The organism is Streptomyces sp. NL15-2K, assembly GCF_030551255.1.
GTDB lineage: Bacteria > Actinomycetota > Actinomycetes > Streptomycetales > Streptomycetaceae > Streptomyces.
In genome coordinates this window covers 4,492,043-4,508,072 of the sequence record NZ_CP130630.1, presented here as the reverse complement: position 1 = coordinate 4,508,072, position 16,030 = coordinate 4,492,043, and the positions used below count along the sequence as shown (strand labels likewise).

The 16,030-nt window shown below is 69.9% G+C and carries 12 protein-coding genes; 8 read left to right on the top strand and 4 right to left on the bottom strand.

Going from position 1 to position 16,030, the window contains the following annotated elements; genetic code table 11:
- Position 1: 1 nt before the first annotated feature.
- From mtrB to Q4V64_RS20005, 5 genes are all read left to right on the top strand, one after another.
- Complete coding sequence (gene mtrB / locus Q4V64_RS20025) at positions 2-2,086, top strand: MtrAB system histidine kinase MtrB (RefSeq protein WP_124441775.1); 2,085 nt, start codon at positions 2-4, stop codon at positions 2,084-2,086.
- Complete coding sequence (locus Q4V64_RS20020; protein ID WP_124441776.1) at positions 2,076-3,899, top strand: LpqB family beta-propeller domain-containing protein; 1,824 nt, start codon at positions 2,076-2,078, stop codon at positions 3,897-3,899. Before mtrB ends, Q4V64_RS20020 begins: the two co-directional genes overlap by 11 nt.
- A gap of 193 nt (positions 3,900-4,092) precedes the next feature.
- A complete protein-coding gene (locus Q4V64_RS55100) occupies positions 4,093-5,175 on the top strand; it encodes a ComF family protein (RefSeq protein ID WP_124441777.1) in 1,083 nt (360 codons plus the stop codon).
- A 312-nt stretch (positions 5,176-5,487) separates the two neighbouring features.
- Positions 5,488-6,180, top strand: a complete 693-nt coding sequence (raiA, locus tag Q4V64_RS20010; protein WP_124441778.1) for a ribosome-associated translation inhibitor RaiA — start codon at positions 5,488-5,490, stop codon at positions 6,178-6,180.
- Positions 6,181-6,383: 203 nt separating this feature from the next.
- Positions 6,384-7,130: a response regulator transcription factor gene (locus Q4V64_RS20005; RefSeq protein WP_124441779.1), complete on the top strand. Its 747-nt coding sequence runs from the start codon at positions 6,384-6,386 to the stop codon at positions 7,128-7,130.
- A gap of 3 nt (positions 7,131-7,133) precedes the next feature.
- Here the strand turns inward: Q4V64_RS20005 and Q4V64_RS20000 are convergent, their stop codons facing one another.
- Both Q4V64_RS20000 and Q4V64_RS19995 read right to left on the bottom strand, forming a co-directional pair.
- Positions 7,134-8,330 (bottom strand): crosslink repair DNA glycosylase YcaQ family protein, encoded by a 1,197-nt coding sequence (locus Q4V64_RS20000; protein ID WP_124441780.1) that lies wholly within the window; start codon positions 8,328-8,330, stop codon positions 7,134-7,136.
- A gap of 75 nt (positions 8,331-8,405) precedes the next feature.
- Entirely contained in the window at positions 8,406-8,978 is a 573-nt protein-coding gene (locus tag Q4V64_RS19995) for a GNAT family N-acetyltransferase (protein WP_124441781.1), read from the bottom strand.
- Between the two features lie 267 nt (positions 8,979-9,245).
- On the opposite strand from Q4V64_RS19995, the gene secA reads away from it, so the two are divergent.
- Positions 9,246-12,053, top strand: a complete 2,808-nt coding sequence (gene secA, locus Q4V64_RS19990; protein ID WP_124441782.1) for a preprotein translocase subunit SecA — start codon at positions 9,246-9,248, stop codon at positions 12,051-12,053.
- Positions 12,054-12,233: 180 nt separating this feature from the next.
- Here the strand turns inward: secA and Q4V64_RS19985 are convergent, their stop codons facing one another.
- A complete protein-coding gene (locus Q4V64_RS19985) occupies positions 12,234-12,974 on the bottom strand; it encodes an Rv3235 family protein (protein ID WP_216377641.1) in 741 nt (246 codons plus the stop codon).
- Between the two features lie 326 nt (positions 12,975-13,300).
- On the opposite strand from Q4V64_RS19985, the gene Q4V64_RS19980 reads away from it, so the two are divergent.
- The gene (locus Q4V64_RS19980) at positions 13,301-13,816 is read left to right on the top strand and encodes a hypothetical protein (RefSeq protein ID WP_124441785.1); all 516 of its coding nucleotides are present in this window, start codon (positions 13,301-13,303) and stop codon (positions 13,814-13,816) included.
- Between the two features lie 155 nt (positions 13,817-13,971).
- Positions 13,972-14,637 carry an HAD family hydrolase gene (locus Q4V64_RS19975; RefSeq protein ID WP_124441786.1) on the top strand — a complete coding sequence of 222 codons (666 nt, stop codon included), beginning with the start codon at positions 13,972-13,974 and terminating at the stop codon, positions 14,635-14,637.
- 180 nt (positions 14,638-14,817) lie between these two features.
- Here the strand turns inward: Q4V64_RS19975 and Q4V64_RS19970 are convergent, their stop codons facing one another.
- On the bottom strand, positions 14,818-15,384 hold the full coding sequence (locus Q4V64_RS19970) for a DJ-1/PfpI family protein (protein WP_124441787.1): 567 nt from the start codon (positions 15,382-15,384) through the stop codon (positions 14,818-14,820).
- Between the last annotated feature and the right edge of the window lie 646 nt (positions 15,385-16,030).

Here is a 16,030-nt window from a genome sequence, read left to right as displayed (position 1 = left end):
CGTGTCCGGGGACAGTGCCGCTTCGGCGCCCGGCCGGTCCGGGGGCCGCGCGGGGCGGCGGCCTGTCGGCCGGCAGTCGGCGGGCTCCCGCTGGGGACAGTTCCTCCTCGAGGGCGGGCTGCTGCAGGGCGGGGTCCAGGGCAGCCCGGTCCTTAGGTTGTTCATGCGCTGGGTGCGGCGGCCGCTGCTGCCCGTCATGCGGCTGTGGCGGCGCAACATCCAGCTCAAGGTCGTCGTCACGACGCTGCTGATGTCGCTGGGCGTCGTCCTGCTGCTGGGCTTCGTCGTCATCGGGCAGGTGCGCAACGGCCTGCTGGACGCCAAGGTGAAGGCCTCGCAGAGCCAGGCCGCCGGCGGGTTCGCGGTGGCCAAGCAGAAGTCCGACGAGGCGGCGGCCGGTCCCGGCGACGACGGCACCTCGGTGGACGGCCACCCGGAGCAGAACGTCATCCAGTGGATGAGCGACCTCGTGTTCTCGCTCTCCAGCGGCGGCCAGGGCGCCTTCGACGTGGTGACCCTCCCCGCGGACGACGACAGCGGCAGCGGGCGCGGGCCACGCGCCTCCGGCGGCGTGAACCCGACGGCGAGCGTGCCCGACGATCTGCGCAAGCGGATCGACAGCAGTACGGCGGCGGCCCAGAGTTACACCCGCATCATCTACAACCCCACCGCCGACAAGGAGGCCCAGCCGGCCCTGGTCATCGGCAAGCAGGTAAACGATCCGAACAGTGACCCGTACCAGCTGTACTACCTCTTCCCGCTCACCCAGGAGGAGAAGTCGCTGAGCCTGGTCAAGGGGACACTGGCGACGGCCGGGCTCTTCGTCGTCGTACTCCTCGGGGCCATCGCCTGGCTCGTGGTGCGCCAGGTCGTCACCCCGGTGCGGATGGCGGCCGGGATCGCCGAGCGGCTGTCCGCCGGACGACTGCAGGAACGCATGAAGGTCACCGGCGAGGACGACATCGCGCGCCTCGGCGAGGCCTTCAACAAGATGGCGCAGAACCTTCAGCTGAAGATCCAGCAGCTGGAGGACCTGTCGCGGATGCAGCGGCGGTTCGTGTCGGACGTGTCGCACGAGCTGCGGACGCCGTTGACGACCGTACGGATGGCCGCGGACGTCATCCACGAGGCGCGCGAGGACTTCGATCCCGTGACCGCGCGGTCGGCGGAGCTGCTTGCCGACCAGCTGGACCGGTTCGAGTCGCTGCTCGCGGACCTGCTGGAGATCAGCCGCTTCGACGCGGGAGCGGCGGCGCTGGAGGCCGAGCCGATCGACCTCCGGGAGGTCGTGCGGCGGGTCGTCAGCGGGGCCGAACCACTTGCCGAGCGCAAGGGTACGAACGTCCGGATCGTGGGCGACCAGCAGCCCATCGTCGCCGAGGCCGACGCCCGGCGCGTGGAGCGGGTGCTGCGCAACCTCGTCGTCAACGCCGTGGAGCACGGCGAGGGCAAGGACGTCGTCGTCAAGCTCGCCGCGGCGGGTGGGGCGGTCGCGGTCGCGGTGCGCGACTACGGTGTCGGGCTCAAGCCCGGCGAGGCGACCCGCGTCTTCAGTCGCTTCTGGCGGGCCGACCCGGCACGCGCGCGTACCACCGGTGGTACGGGGCTGGGGTTGTCGATCGCTCTGGAGGACGCGCGTTTGCACGGGGGCTGGCTGCAGGCGTGGGGTGAGCCGGGCGGCGGCTCGCAGTTCCGGCTGACGTTGCCGCGGACCGCGGACGAGCCGTTGCGTGGCTCTCCGATACCGCTGGAGCCCAAGGACTCACGTCGTAATCGTGGACTTAATGACGCCGGTCTGCCGCGCGGGGGCGGGGAAAAGGCGGCCACCGTGCCGGCCCAGCCCACGGGTGAGCCGGTGCTGTCGCGGGATCCGATCGGGCCGCGGTCGGCCGCCGCCGTGCCCACGGCCGACCCGACGGCGCTGCCCGGCAACGGCGCGCGCGTGGTGCCCCGGCTCGCGTCGGGCCCGCGACGGCCGGACGAGACGCCACCCGCCGGGGACGGGCCCCGAGGTGAGGCCGCGAGCCGTCCGGACGCCGGGTCGGAGGAGTCGTACGAGCAAGGGGAGGCATTCCGTGGGCGCTGACCGCGAGGGGGGCACCCGGCGCAGGCCGGGGCGCGCGGCGGCGTACGTCGCCTGTGCCGCCGTACTGCTGGCGGGGTGCGCCTCGATGCCCGACAACGGGGACATGCGGGGCGTCGAGGCCACATCGCGCCAGGACACGCAGGTGCGGGTCTTCGCCATGCCGCCCCCGGAGGACGCGACGGCCACGGAGATCGTCCAGGGCTTCCTGGAGGCGCTGACCAGTGACGATCCGAACTATGAGACGGCTCGCAAATACCTGACCGCCGATGCCGCGCAGAAGTGGCGACCGGAGCTGTCCACCACCGTGCTGGCGAACGGGCCGGATTTCGCGCTCGAGCGCCCGGGGGACCGGGAGGACCCCGACGACGTCTCGTACGCGCTGACGGGCACCAAGCTCGCCACAGTGGACGCGCGGCAGTCCTACGCGCCCGCCGATGGGGACTACACACAGTCGGTGCACCTCGTGCGGGACCAGAAGTCCGAGCAGTGGCGCATCGACGGGCTGCCGCAGGGTGTCGTCATGGGCAAGTCGGACTTCGAGCGCAACTACACCTCCGTCAACAAGTACTACCTCGCCTCGAACAAGAGGGAAGGCGCGACCGCGGAGACCGTGGCTGTCGCCGATCCCGTGTACGTGCGCGAGCGCGTGGATCCCATGACGCAGATGGTGCGTTCCCTGCTGAACGGGCCCACGAGCCGGCTCAGGCCGGTCCGGTCCGGCTTTCCCTCCGGGACACAGCTGAAGAAGGGCGTCAACTCGCTGACGCCGGACGACCAGAACAAGCTGACCGTGCCGCTGAACGACAAGGCCGCCCGGGTCGGTTCGGACAGGTGCGACGAGATGGCGGCCCAGATGCTGTTCACCCTGCGCAGCCTTACGCCGGCGGTGGACGAGGTCGATCTGCAGGCGGACGACAAACAGCTGTGCGGACTCACCGAGGAGGGGGCCGATGCCGTCGCCGCGCGCGGATCTGTGCAGCAACCCTCGTACCTGTACTTCGTCGACGGCGAGCACCGGCTCGTGCGGATACCGGCCGGCGGTGACAGCACGAAGGCCGATCCGGTGCCGGGGGCGTTGGGCGAGGGCGACAAGCAGTTGCGGTCGGTGGCGGTGTCGCGCGACGAGCGCTCCGCGGCCGGGGTCGGCGCCGACGGCAAGGCGTTGTACGTCGGGTCGCTGGTGTCGGGCGGTTCGCTCGGCGAGCCCGTGCTGCGCAGCCAGGGCGCGACGGACCAGGACCGGCTGACGGCGCCGAGCTGGGACGCGCGGGGCGACCTGTGGGTGGCCGACCGCGACCCGCGCAACCCGCGGTTGCTGTTGCTGAAGGAGGGCGCGGGTGAGCCGCTGGAGGTGAAGACGCCGAAGCTGGACGGGCGCATCAAGGACGTGCGTGTGGCCGCCGACGGGGTGCGGATCGCGCTCGTCGTGGAGAAGGGCGGCGAGCAGTCCCTGTTCATCGGGCGGATCGAGCGGGACGACAAGTCCGAGGACCCGCCGTCGGTTCAGGAACTGCGATCCGCTACTCCGGAGTTGGAAGAGGTCACGGCCATGTCGTGGGCCGGCGACAGCCGGCTTGTGGTGGTCGGGCGCGAGCACGAAGGCGTGCAGCAGCTGCGCTACGTCCAGGTCGACGGCTCCACGCCGGAGGGGCCCGCGCCCGCGGCACTCACGGGTGTGAAGGAGATCGCCGCGTCCGAGGACGACCAGCTGCCGTTGGTGGCGTACTCGGAGGACGGGATCGTACGGCTGCCGTCCGGCGGGCAGTGGCAGAAGGTGGACGCGGACGGGATGGCGCCGGTTTATCCGGGGTGAGTCGCGGTGAGTCGCTCAGAAACCTGAGGAAAGCGGCCGCCTTTTGCCGGGGGAAGCCCGGGCGGAGGCGGCCGTTGCCATGCGGGGACCGGGATTTCCGCTGGTGAGGGCCCCGTGCCGCAGTGCGGAGTTATCCACAGGGAGTTTTCCACAGGGGTGGCAGGGTCGCGTCGGCGTTGGCAGAGTGGTGGGCATGCGGGGGTGGTGGCAGGACCTCACCGACCTGGTGCTGCCGGCCGAGTGCGGAGGCTGCGGGAGGCCTCGTACGGTGCTCTGCCCGGAGTGCCGCGCGGTCCTGAGCGGGGCCGTGCCGCGCCGGGTGCGACCGGTGCCGGAGCCGCCGGGGCTGCCGGTCGTGCATGCGGCGGCTCGGTACGCGGACGAGGTGCGGGCAGCGCTGCTGGCCCACAAGGAACGGGGCGCGCTGGCCCTCTCGGCACCGCTCGGCACGGCTCTGGCGGGGGCTGTGCGGACGGGGCTCCGGGAGGCTTGGGCGCGCTCTGGCGGAGAGGGGCCGACTGGGCTTCGAGGGGGCTTCCATGAGGCTCGGCCGCTGGCTGGTGGGGCTGTGGGGCCGGGTTCTCGGATGGGGCCTGACGGGGCTCGGGAGGGCGTCGACGGGGCTATGCGGGCAGAGCACCGGGCGGGGGGCGAAGCGGCTCGGGCACGGACCGACGGGGCCGTGCGGGCGGAAGGGCGAGCGGGGCTTCGTGGCCCTCGAGTGCCGGACGAGACGGCCGTGCTGCTCGTTCCCGTGCCATCCTCGCGCGGGGCCGTACGGACCCGGGGGCATGATCCGGCGCGGCGGCTCGCGTTTGCGGCGGCCGGTGAGCTGCGGCGGGCCGGGACGCCGGCGCGTGTGGTCGCCGTACTGCGGCAGCGGCGGGCGGTGGCCGACCAGTCGGGACTCAACTCCCGGCAGCGGCTGGCGAACCTGGCGGGTGCGCTCGTGGTGGCGCCCGGTGGTGGTCGGCTGCTCTCCGGCGGTCGGGTCGTGCTCGTCGACGACCTGATGACGACGGGCGCCTCCCTGACGGAGGCGGCGCGTGCCGTGCGGGCGGCGATGACGGCGGTCGTGCACCGGGAGAGGGCAACGGCGGTGTACGAGGCACCAACTCGGGAATGCAGAGGGGAACGGATGACTGGAGTGACAGAGGAGGAGACCGGGCGGGCGCCTGTCCTGGCGAGACCGGCGGACGCCGACGGTGCCTGTGACCTGATCTGCGCGGCCGTGGTCGCGGCTTCGCCGGACTCTTTCGAAATAAACCGGAACTGACCGCGAACACGCATCGTTGCAGCTAATGAGAGGCCCAATTCACCGGAACGGAGGTACGCCGCAGTAGAGGGTGACGACATCCGTCCGGGCGAGATATGTTCGGTTGTGAGAGAAAGGCGCAGGCCAGCCCTCTCGTATCCGAATGCCGTGCTGCGGGATTTTCAACCGTCACCCGCACCGGTGGAGTGGAGATCTCACCCGCGGGGGAGGAGGTGAAAGTCACCGAGTCCGAGGTTCCGGGGTTCACCGGAGCCTGGTGCAAAAGGGAGATGCTCCGCAGCGAGGCGGAGCGATCCGGGAACGGAGTTCTGCGTGGACATCGTCGTCAAGGGCCGCAAGACCGAGGTGCCCGAGCGGTTCCGCAAGCACGTGGCCGAGAAGCTGAAGCTGGAGAAGATCCAGAAGCTCGATGGCAAGGTGATCAGCCTCGATGTCGAGGTGTCCAAGGAGCCCAACCCTCGACAGGCCGACCGCAGTGACCGAGTGGAGATCACACTTCACTCCCGCGGTCCGGTGATCCGGGCGGAGGCGGCAGCCAGCGACCCGTACGCGGCACTCGACCTGGCGGCGGAAAAGCTGGAAGCCCGGCTGCGCAGGCAGCACGACAAGCGCTTCTCGCGCCGAGGCGCACGACGGCTCACGGCAGCCGAGGTCCCCGACCACGTTCCGGACGCGGCGACGCTCAACGGCAACGGCCATGCCGTCCGGGAGGAAGAGCCGGACGCAGTGCCCACCAAGAAGATCGGCTCGCTGGAGGTCAAGGGGGAAGGCCCCCTCGTCGTCCGCGAGAAGACCCACGTCGCCTCCCCGATGACCCTCGACCAGGCCCTCTACGAGATGGAACTGGTCGGGCACGACTTCTACCTGTTCATCGACTCCGAGACCAAGGAGCCGAGTGTCGTCTACCGGCGGCACGCCTACGACTACGGCGTCATCCACCTCAGCACGGACCCGATGGTCACCCAGGCGCACCCCCCGGTGGCGGGTGGCACGCTGGGCGGCTGATCATCCGGCTGACAGCTGAGCCGGTGCCCCTGGTGCGCGTGTGCGCCCCCAGGGGCACCGGTGTGCGACCACTTCGCGCCCCGCCCGTCACCGCAGTGTCGTCCGGGCATGAAATCATGGTCGTACCGGCCCAACCGCTGGGCCGTTGCCTTGGGTTGGCGATGGCACAGGACCACAGGCCACAGCCTTCAGGGGGAGGAACGATGGCGGACAGCTTCGGACCGATGCAGGACGAGGACGCCGGCGACGGCGCCGTCGACATGGGCCCGGACGCGGGCTCTCCACGCAAGGAGCCGATCCGTGTGCTGGTCGTGGACGACCATGCCCTGTTCCGCCGCGGCCTGGAGATCGTGCTCGCAGCCGAGGAGGACATCCAGGTCATCGGGGAGGCGGGCGACGGCGCGGAGGCCGTGGACAAGGCCGCCGACCTGCTGCCGGACATCGTGCTGATGGACGTACGGATGCCCAAGCGGGGCGGGATCGAGGCGTGCACCTCGATCAAGGAGGTCGCCCCCAGCGCCAAGATCATCATGCTGACGATCAGCGACGAGGAGGCCGACCTCTACGACGCGATCAAGGCGGGCGCGACCGGTTATCTCCTGAAGGAGATCTCGACGGACGAGGTGGCCACGGCCATTCGCGCGGTGGCCGACGGACAGTCGCAGATCAGTCCTTCCATGGCGTCGAAACTGCTCACCGAGTTCAAGTCGATGATCCAGAAGACCGACGAGCGCCGTCTCGTGCCGGCGCCGCGACTTACGGACCGTGAGCTGGAAGTGCTCAAGCTCGTCGCCACCGGGATGAACAACCGGGACATCGCCAAGGAGTTGTTCATCTCCGAGAACACCGTGAAGAACCACGTGCGCAACATCCTGGAGAAGCTGCAGCTGCACTCCAGGATGGAGGCCGTGGTCTACGCGATGCGGGAGAAGATCCTCGAGATCCGGTAAGAGTCAGGTGAGGGTGCGGGTGAGCTCCTTCGTGAGGGGCTCGCGCAGGTCCGGTGCGTCCACCCGTTCCACGCGTACGTCCGTGCAGTCCACCCAGCTCGCCGCCTCGACCAGTGCCTGGGCCACCGCCGGGACTGCCTTCGGGCCGTTCAGGGTGACCTGCTTGGCGACCAGAGTGCGGCCCTCGCGGGCCGGGTCCACGCGGCCGACGAGGTGGCCGCCGGCCAGCACGGGCATCGCGAAGTAGCCGTACACCCGCTTCTGCTTGGGGACGTATGCCTCCAGGCGGTGGGTGAAGCCGAAGATCCGCTCCGTGCGTGCCCGTTCCCAGATGAGGGAGTCGAAGGGGGACAGCAGCGTGGTGCGGTGGCGGCCGCGCGGGGGTGTCTCCAGGGCGGCCGGGTCGGCCCAGGCCGGCTTGCCCCAGCCCTCGACGGTGACCGGGACCAGGCCGGAGTCGGCGATCACCGCCTCGACCTGTTCGCCCTTGAGGCGGTGGTAGTCGGCGATGTCCGCGCGCGTGCCGACGCCCAGGGACTGGCCGGCCAGCCGGACCAGGCGGCGCAGGCACTCGGTGTCGTCCAGGTCGTCGTGCAACAGCGCTTCCGGGACGGCGCGTTCGGCCAGGTCGTAGACGCGCTTCCAGCCGCGGCGCTCGACGCACACCACCTCGCCGTACATGAGGGCGCGCTCGACGGCCACCTTCGAACCCGACCAGTCCCACCACTCACTGGTCCGCTTCGCGCCGCCCAGCTCCGTGGCGGTGAGGGGGCCCTCGGCGCGGAGCTGCTTGATGACCTGGTCGTAGGCGCCGTCGGGGAGTTCGTGGTTCCAGTGCGGGCGGTTGCGGTAGGCGCGGCGACGGAAGGCGAAGTGGGGCCACTCCTCGATGGGGAGTATGCAGGCGGCGTGGGACCAGTACTCGAAGGCGTGCGGTCGAGCCGGAGAGGCGCCGACGGACGGCTTCCAGTACGCGCTCTCGATCGTCTTGCGGCCCACGGCTCCCAGGCGGGCGTACGGGATGAGTTCGTGGGAGCGGGCGAGGACCGAGATCGTGTCGAGTTGCACCGCGCCCAGGTGGCGAAGGAGGCCGCGGACGCCTGCTTTGCGCTGGGGGGCTCCGAGGAAACCCTGGGCGCGAAGGGCGATGCGGCGGGCCTCGTCTGCGGAGAGTTCGGCGGTGGGGCGCGAGGTCGTCATGGGTCCGCACGATAGGGGGTGGGTCTGACAACGGGGCGTGGGCTGGGGATTCGTCGCGGGTGTGCGCTGCGGCGGTCAGGAGCGGGCCGGCAGATAGGGCGCCGTCGACGGCAGGCCCAGATCCGAGGGCAGGAGCGAACCCATCCAGCAGTCCCGGCGTACGCCCTGGTGGATGAGCGCGGAGCGCAGGACGCCCTCGAGGGTGAAGCCGGCGCGTTCCGCCACCGCGCGGGAGGGCTTGTTGCCGATCTCGGCGCGCCATTCCACTCGGTCCACCGACAGGTGGGTGAAGGCCCAGCGGGACGTGGCGCGGGCGGCCTCGGTGATGTAGCCGTTGCCGCGGTGGTCCTTGCCGCACCAGAAGCCGATCTCGAACGTGCCGGGAGAGCGCATGCCGAGGCTGAGCATGCCCGCCAGGTCTTCCCCTCGGGGCAGGAAGATGCCCCAGGTGAGCGACGAACCGCTCGCCCAGCCGTCGGGGACCAGTTGTTCCGTGAAGCTCTCGGCGTGTTCGGGGAGGTAGGGCGAGGGGATCGACGTCCAGCGTTGGATGTCGGGGTCCTGGGCGGCCGCGTACACGGCGTCGGTGTCCTGCGGGCCGACCGTGCGCAGCAGGAGGCGGTCGGTGGTGAGCGTGACGGGGTCCATCGGGCGATTCTGCTCGGGAGAGCGACAAAGGCGCCATGTTTTTGCTCTGTGTAAGCGGGTGATCACAATTCGCGTGATTCGTCGGCGCCGCGCGGCACCATCCGCGGGCCCCGGACGTTGTCCCCATTGAAGAGATGTGAAGCAGTGGACGGTCGCCGTCGTGGCAGGCCTCCCGGCGTGGCGGGGTCCTCGCATACGATGGCCGTTGCGCAGTAGTCCAATGGAAACCGACCGTCCCAGGCCCGACCGGCAAGGAGACCAACCCCCGTGTCCGTCCTCTCCAAGATCATGCGTGCAGGCGAAGGCAAGATCCTGCGCAAGCTGCACCGCATCGCGGACCAGGTCAACTCCATCGAAGAGGACTTCGTCGACCTCTCCGACGCCGAGCTGCGGGCCCTCACCGATGAGTACAAGCAGCGCTATGCCGATGGTGAGAGCCTGGACGACCTGCTTCCCGAAGCGTTCGCGACCGTGCGAGAGGCCGCCAAGCGCGTCCTCGGCCAGCGGCACTACGACGTCCAGATGATGGGCGGTGCCGCCCTGCATCTCGGCTATGTGGCCGAGATGAAGACCGGTGAGGGCAAGACCCTCGTCGGCACCCTGCCCGCGTATCTGAACGCTCTCTCCGGAGACGGCGTTCACCTCATCACGGTCAACGACTACCTGGCCGAGAGCCAGTCCGAGTTGATGAGCCGCGTCCACAAGTTCCTGGGCCTGACCGTCGGCTGCATCCTCGCCAACATGACGCCGGCCCAGCGCCGCGAGCAGTACGCGTGCGACATCACGTACGGCACGAACAACGAGTTCGGCTTCGACTACCTGCGCGACAACATGGCGTGGTCCAAGGACGAGCTCGTCCAGCGGGGCCACAACTTCGCGATCGTCGACGAGGTCGACTCGATCCTCGTCGACGAGGCCCGTACGCCGCTGATCATCTCCGGCCCGGCCGACCAGGCCACCAAGTGGTACGGCGACTTCGCCAAGCTGGTCACGCGCCTCAAGCGCGGCGAGGCGGGCAACCCCCTCAAGGGCCTCGAGGAGACCGGCGACTACGACGTCGACGAGAAGAAGCGCACGGTCGCCATCCACGAGTCCGGTGTCTCGAAGGTCGAGGACTGGCTGGGTATCGACAACCTCTACGAGTCGGTGAACACGCCGCTGGTCGGCTACCTGAACAACGCCATCAAGGCCAAGGAGCTCTTCAAGAAGGACAAGGACTACGTCGTCATCGACGGCGAGGTCATGATCGTCGACGAGCACACCGGCCGTATCCTCGCCGGCCGCCGCTACAACGAGGGCATGCATCAGGCGATCGAGGCGAAGGAAGGGGTGGACATCAAGGACGAGAACCAGACTCTCGCCACGATCACCCTGCAGAACTTCTTCCGCCTCTACGACAAGCTCTCCGGTATGACCGGTACGGCGATGACCGAGGCCGCCGAGTTCCACCAGATCTACAAGCTCGGTGTCGTCCCGATCCCGACCAACAAGCCGATGATCCGCAAGGACCAGTCGGACCTGATCTACCGCACCGAGGTCGCGAAGTTCGACGCGGTCGTCGACGACATCGCCGAGAAGCACGAGAAGGGCCAGCCGATCCTCGTCGGCACGACGTCGGTCGAGAAGTCCGAGTACCTGTCGCAGCAGCTGAGCAAGCGCGGAATCCAGCACGAGGTGCTGAACGCCAAGCAGCACGACCGGGAGGCGGCGATCGTCGCCCAGGCCGGCCGTAAGGGCGCCGTGACGGTGGCCACGAACATGGCCGGCCGTGGTACGGACATCAAGCTCGGCGGCAACCCGGAAGACCTCGCCGAGGCGGAGCTGCGCCAGCGCGGCCTCGACCCCGAGGAGCACATCGAGGAGTGGGCCGCCGCGCTGCCCGCCGCCCTGGAGAGGGCCAAGAAGGCGGTGCAGGCCGAGTTCGAGGAGGTCAAGGACCTCGGCGGGCTCTACGTGCTGGGCACCGAACGGCACGAGTCGCGGCGTATCGACAACCAGCTGCGCGGTCGTTCCGGCCGTCAGGGCGACCCCGGCGAGTCCCGCTTCTACCTCTCCCTCGGCGACGACCTGATGCGCCTGTTCAAGGCCCAGATGGTCGAGCGCGTGATGTCGATGGCGAACGTCCCGGACGACGTGCCGATCGAGAACAAGATGGTCACGCGCGCGATCGCGTCCGCCCAGTCGCAGGTCGAGCAGCAGAACTTCGAAACGCGTAAGAACGTCCTGAAGTACGACGAGGTCCTCAACCGCCAGCGCGAGGTCATCTACGGCGAGCGGCGCCGCGTCCTGGAGGGCGAGGACCTGCACGAGCAGGTCCAGCACTTCATGGACGACACCATCGACGCGTACGTCGGCGCGGAGACCGCCGAGGGCTTCCCGGAGGACTGGGACCTGGACCGGCTGTGGGGTGCGTTCAAGCAGCTCTACCCGGTGAAGGTCACTGTCGAGGAGCTGGAGGAGGCGGCCGGTGACCGCGCCGGACTGACCGCCGAGTTCATCTCCGACTCCATCAAGGACGACATCCACGAGCAGTACGAGGCGCGTGAGGCGCAGCTCGGCTCCGAGATCATGCGTGAGCTGGAGCGTCGGGTCGTGCTGTCGGTCCTGGACCGCAAGTGGCGCGAGCACCTCTACGAGATGGACTACCTCCAGGAGGGCATCGGCCTGCGCGCGATGGCGCAGAAGGACCCGCTGGTCGAGTACCAGCGCGAGGGCTTCGACATGTTCACCGCCATGATGGAGGGCATCAAGGAGGAGTCCGTCGGCTACCTGTTCAACCTGGAGGTCCAGGTCGAGCAGCAGGTCGAGGAGGTCCCGGTCGAGGACACCAAGCCGTCGCTCGACAAGCAGGACGCCGTGCCGGCGCAGGGGGGCTCGCGTCCCGAGATCCGCGCCAAGGGGCTCGACGTTCCGCAGCGGCGTGATCTGCACTTCTCCGCGCCCACGGTGGACGGCGAGGGCGGTGTCATCGAAGGCGAGTTTGCCGAGGACGAGCCCGTGCGCTCCGAGGCGGACGGCCTCACGCGCGCGGAGCGGCGCAAGCAGGCCCGGGGCGGGCGGCGCCGCAAGAAGTGACGGTGCCTGTGGTGCCGTAGCGGCTATGCGGTGCCGTAGCGGCTATGCGGCGCCGTAGCGGCTATGCGGGGCCGAGTGGTCTGTAGGACTGAGTTGTCTGCAGGACTGAATCGTTTGCAGGGCTGAGTGTTGAAGGGGCCGGGTCACCCGAGGGTGCCCGGCCCTTCGGCGTTCCGTCGGTCAGGCGTCGTCCGTGCGGGGCGGGCGCGGGCCGCCCAGTTCCACCGCGGTGCAGCGCCAGCGCAGGTCCTGGCCCCGTTCCAGGCGGAACGCCATCGCGCGCAGCTGGTCGCCGGCGCCGATGCGGGCGAAGGCCTCGATGGCGCCGGGGCGGGGAATGTCGTAGCCGATGTCGCGGACGACGGGGAGGATGCCGCGGGTGGGGCGCAGGGAGCCGCGTTCGGCGAGCCAGGCCAGCTCGTCGTAGGCGCGGCCCGCGGTGTGCCGGAGCATGCAGTGGACGGGGCGTTGGCCGCTCAGGACCGCGAGGAGGCGGTCGGCGAAGACGTCGGTGGGGCGGGGTTGGGGGAGCGGGCTGCGGAGGATCTGGGTGGGGACTGTGGGGGTGGCGGGGGCCGCCGGGGCGGGGGCGGTGCCAGTGGCCCTCGTTGGCGTCGACGTCGGCATCGTGGTCGCGGCAGCGGTGGCCCTGGACGGCGTCGTGGTCGCGGTGGGGGTCTTGGTGGTGGGCGTGGTCCTGGGCGTGCGGGAGGCCGTCTGGGGGCGGGTGTCGGCGGGCCTGGTGCGGGCGGACGTACCGCCGGCGCCCGGTGAGCCCGGTGGACGGCCGCCGGGGGCCGTGGTGCGGACGGTGCCACCGCCCGGCGTACGGGGTGGTGTGGCGCCGGGGCGGCGGGAGTCGCGGCGGCTCGGCGGGCGGGTGCCGGAGTGGTGGTTTGCCCTGGTCATGACCTTGTGCATGGTGTCCCCGCTCGATCGGCCCGGGTGATACCGGGCGGTAACTTCGTGGTTGGGGATCTTGTACGGGGTTGCGGACCATGACGGCAAGGTGGGGGAGGTGCGGGTCGGGGTCGCTGGCGAGTTCACCTATCCGGGTGATTGGGAGAGGTGAAAGTCCGTGGTGGCGGGGGCGTGCCGGGTGAATTCCGGGACGTGGGTGAACGCCTGAGGTGGTGCGGGCAGGGACTCGAAAGGGGACGCGGCGCACGTATCCTGAAGGCCCTGCGGGAGGTGCCGTACACCCTCCGCGAGGGGTGTGAGGAGTCTCCGACCGAAAGCGGCCAGCCATGCGCGTCTACGTCCCCCTGACCCTTCCCGGTCTCGCCGAGGCGTACAAGGCGGGAGAGCTGGGGCGCGAGCCGTTCGTCGCGTACGCCGTCACGCCCGCGTTGCGCGAGTGGTACCTCTCCGATGACATCGAGGAGCTGGAGTACGCGGCACTGAACCGGGCCGCGCTGGCCTCGCTGCGGCTGCTGGCGGCGGACCCCGCAGCGGTGCGGCGCCGGGTCGTGGTCGCCGTGGATGTGCCCGACGGGGCGGCGACCGCCGATCCTGACCGGGCGCTCGATCCGGCGGCACTCGGCGAGGTGCGGGTCGCGGGGAGCGTGGCGCTGGCCAAGGCTGCCTCCGTGCACGTCGACTCGGGTGACGCGGAGGCGGACGTGGCCGCGGCGGCGGAAGCCTTGGCCGCGGCGGACGGTGGGGACGACGACGCGCAGTTCGTCGTGGACGGGGCCGAGGACCACGAGCTGCTGTGGTTCGCGACGCAGGAGATTCCGAATCTGGTGGGGCTCGGGGACTGAGCGGGTTCACGGTTGCTTCGGCGGATCACGTCTTGTTTCGGCGGTTCACGTCTTGTTTCGGCGGTTCACGGTTGCTTCGGTGGTTCACAGTTGCTTCAGCGTCGCTTTGACCTGTGGGTCTCATGATTGTCAGTGGTGGCGGGTACGTTTTTGGCATGGGGAAGCAGACAGACGCGCACATTGTGTGGGACTGGAACGGGACGCTGTTCCACGACAATGACGCGATCATCGGGGCGACGAACGCGGCTTTCGCCGAGCTGGGGCTGGAGCCGATCACGATCGAGCAGTACCGGGCGCTGTACTGCGTGCCGGTGCCGAAGTTCTACGAGCGGCTGATGGGGCGGCTGCCGACCGACGCCGAGTGGGAGATCATGGACGAGACCTTCCATCGGTACTACGCCGAGCACCGGGTGCGGTGCAGCCTTACGGAGGGTGTGGCGGAGCTGCTCGTGGAGTGGCGGTCCGCCGGGCGCAGCCAGTCCCTGCTCAGCATGTACGTCCATGAGGAACTCGTCCCGTTGGTGCGGGGGTTCGGGATCGAGCCGCACTTCCTGAGAGTCGACGGGCGGGTCGGGCCGTCCGGGGGGAGCAAGGCCCAGCACATGGTGCGGCATCTTGGTGCGCTCGCGGGAGTGGACCCGGCTCGTACGGTGGTGATCGGGGACGCCGCGGATGATGCGGTGGCGGCGTTGCATGTGGGGGCGCGGGCTGTGCTGTACACCGGGGGGTCGCACAGCCGGGCCAGTCTGGAGGAGGTCGGGGTGCCTGTGGTGGATACGTTGGCGGAGGCGGTTGTGGAGGCGGAGCGGTTGGCGGCGTAGGTTTTCGCGCCGGTGCTGTCTCTGCGGCAGGACTGGGCGTGGGGTGGCGGGGTTGGTTGCCCCGTTGCCCCGGTTGCCCCCGGTTGCCCCGGACTCCGCAGCCGTGCTTCTGCCCAGGATCAGAGGGGCCTTCTGATGTCCCCCTGATGTCACCTGCGAACCGCGAAAGGCTCGGTGGCGTCAGATCGCCGGGGCCTTTGCGCGCAGCACCGTCAGGAACTCGCGCATCCAGCGGGAGTGGTCCGGCCAGGCGCGGGCGGAGACCAGGGTGCCGTCGACCACCGTCTCGGCGTCCTGGAAGGTGGCGCCGGCGGCCTGCATGTCCAGTTCCAGGGCGGGGTACGCCGTGACGCGGCGGCCGCGGAGGCTGTCGATCGCGGCGGTGAGCAGGGGGCCGTGACAGATCTGGGCGACGGGTTTGTCGGCGTCGAAGAAGGACTTCAGGATCTTGCGGAGTTCTGGGTCGTTGCGGAGGTATTCGGGGGCGCGGCCGCCGGGGATGACCAGGGCGGCGTACTCGCCGGGGTCGACCTCGGCGAAGGCCAGGTCGGCGGGCCAGGTGTAGCCGGGCTTTTCGGTGTAGGTGTCGAAGCCGGGTTCGAAGTCATGGACGACGAAACGGAGGGTTTTGCGGGTGGGGGCCGCGATGTGGACGTCGTAGCCCTCTTCGCGGAGGCGCTGGTAGGGGTACAGGACCTCCAGTGACTCTGCTGCGTCGCCGGTGACGATGAGGATTTTCGCTGGCATGGCGGGTGGCTCCTCTCGGGTGGGCGTGGGCCGTGTACGGGCAACGTGCACCTTGGGGGTGGGATTGCCAAGGGGGGTGGTCGGCCGGGGTGCTGTGGGCTGGTGCCGGGTCGGGGTTTCTCGCCCCCGCCGCCCCTACCCGTCCCATCCCCAGGGGCTCCGCCCCTTCAACCCCGCCAGGGGCTGCGCCCCTGGACCTGCTGGGCGGCGCCGTGTGGCCCTGGCGGGGCTTCGCCCCTGCACCCCACTGGGGGCGCCGCCCCCAGACCCCCGCTTCGGCCTGAAGGGCCTCGTCCTCAAACGCCGGGCGGGCTGAGTACTGCTGGTCGGCGTTGAGAGGGCTCGTATTCGTATGCCGGGCGGGCTGAGTACTGCTGGTCGGCGTTGAGAGGGCTCGTATTCGTATGTCGGACGGGCTGAGTTCAGCTGGTCGGCGCTGAGAGGTGTGGCCCGTGCGGGTGGGTGGGGTTGGGATGGCAGGGCTCGTATTCATATGCCGGACTGCTGGACGGGCTGAGTTCAGCTGGTCGGCGCTGGGAGGTGTGACCCCTGCGGTGGGTGGGGTTGGGATGGCAGGGCTCGTATTCAGACGCCGGACGGCTGAGATGCGAGCGGCGTTCGCCTGTGTGCTGCGTCCTCTTGACCG

Coding starts and splice junctions, on each gene's coding strand:
- Q4V64_RS55100 (WP_124441777.1), top strand. CDS start 4,093: ATGCGGGGGTGGTGGCAGGACCTCACCGACCTGGTGCTGCCGGCCGAG.
- Q4V64_RS20005 (WP_124441779.1), top strand. CDS start 6,384: ATGGCGGACAGCTTCGGACCGATGCAGGACGAGGACGCCGGCGACGGC.
- Q4V64_RS20000 (WP_124441780.1), bottom strand. CDS start 8,330: ATGACGACCTCGCGCCCCACCGCCGAACTCTCCGCAGACGAGGCCCGC.
- Q4V64_RS19995 (WP_124441781.1), bottom strand. CDS start 8,978: ATGGACCCCGTCACGCTCACCACCGACCGCCTCCTGCTGCGCACGGTC.
- Q4V64_RS19985 (WP_216377641.1), bottom strand. CDS start 12,974: ATGCACAAGGTCATGACCAGGGCAAACCACCACTCCGGCACCCGCCCG.
- Q4V64_RS19980 (WP_124441785.1), top strand. CDS start 13,301: ATGCGCGTCTACGTCCCCCTGACCCTTCCCGGTCTCGCCGAGGCGTAC.
- Q4V64_RS19975 (WP_124441786.1), top strand. CDS start 13,972: ATGGGGAAGCAGACAGACGCGCACATTGTGTGGGACTGGAACGGGACG.
- Q4V64_RS19970 (WP_124441787.1), bottom strand. CDS start 15,384: ATGCCAGCGAAAATCCTCATCGTCACCGGCGACGCAGCAGAGTCACTG.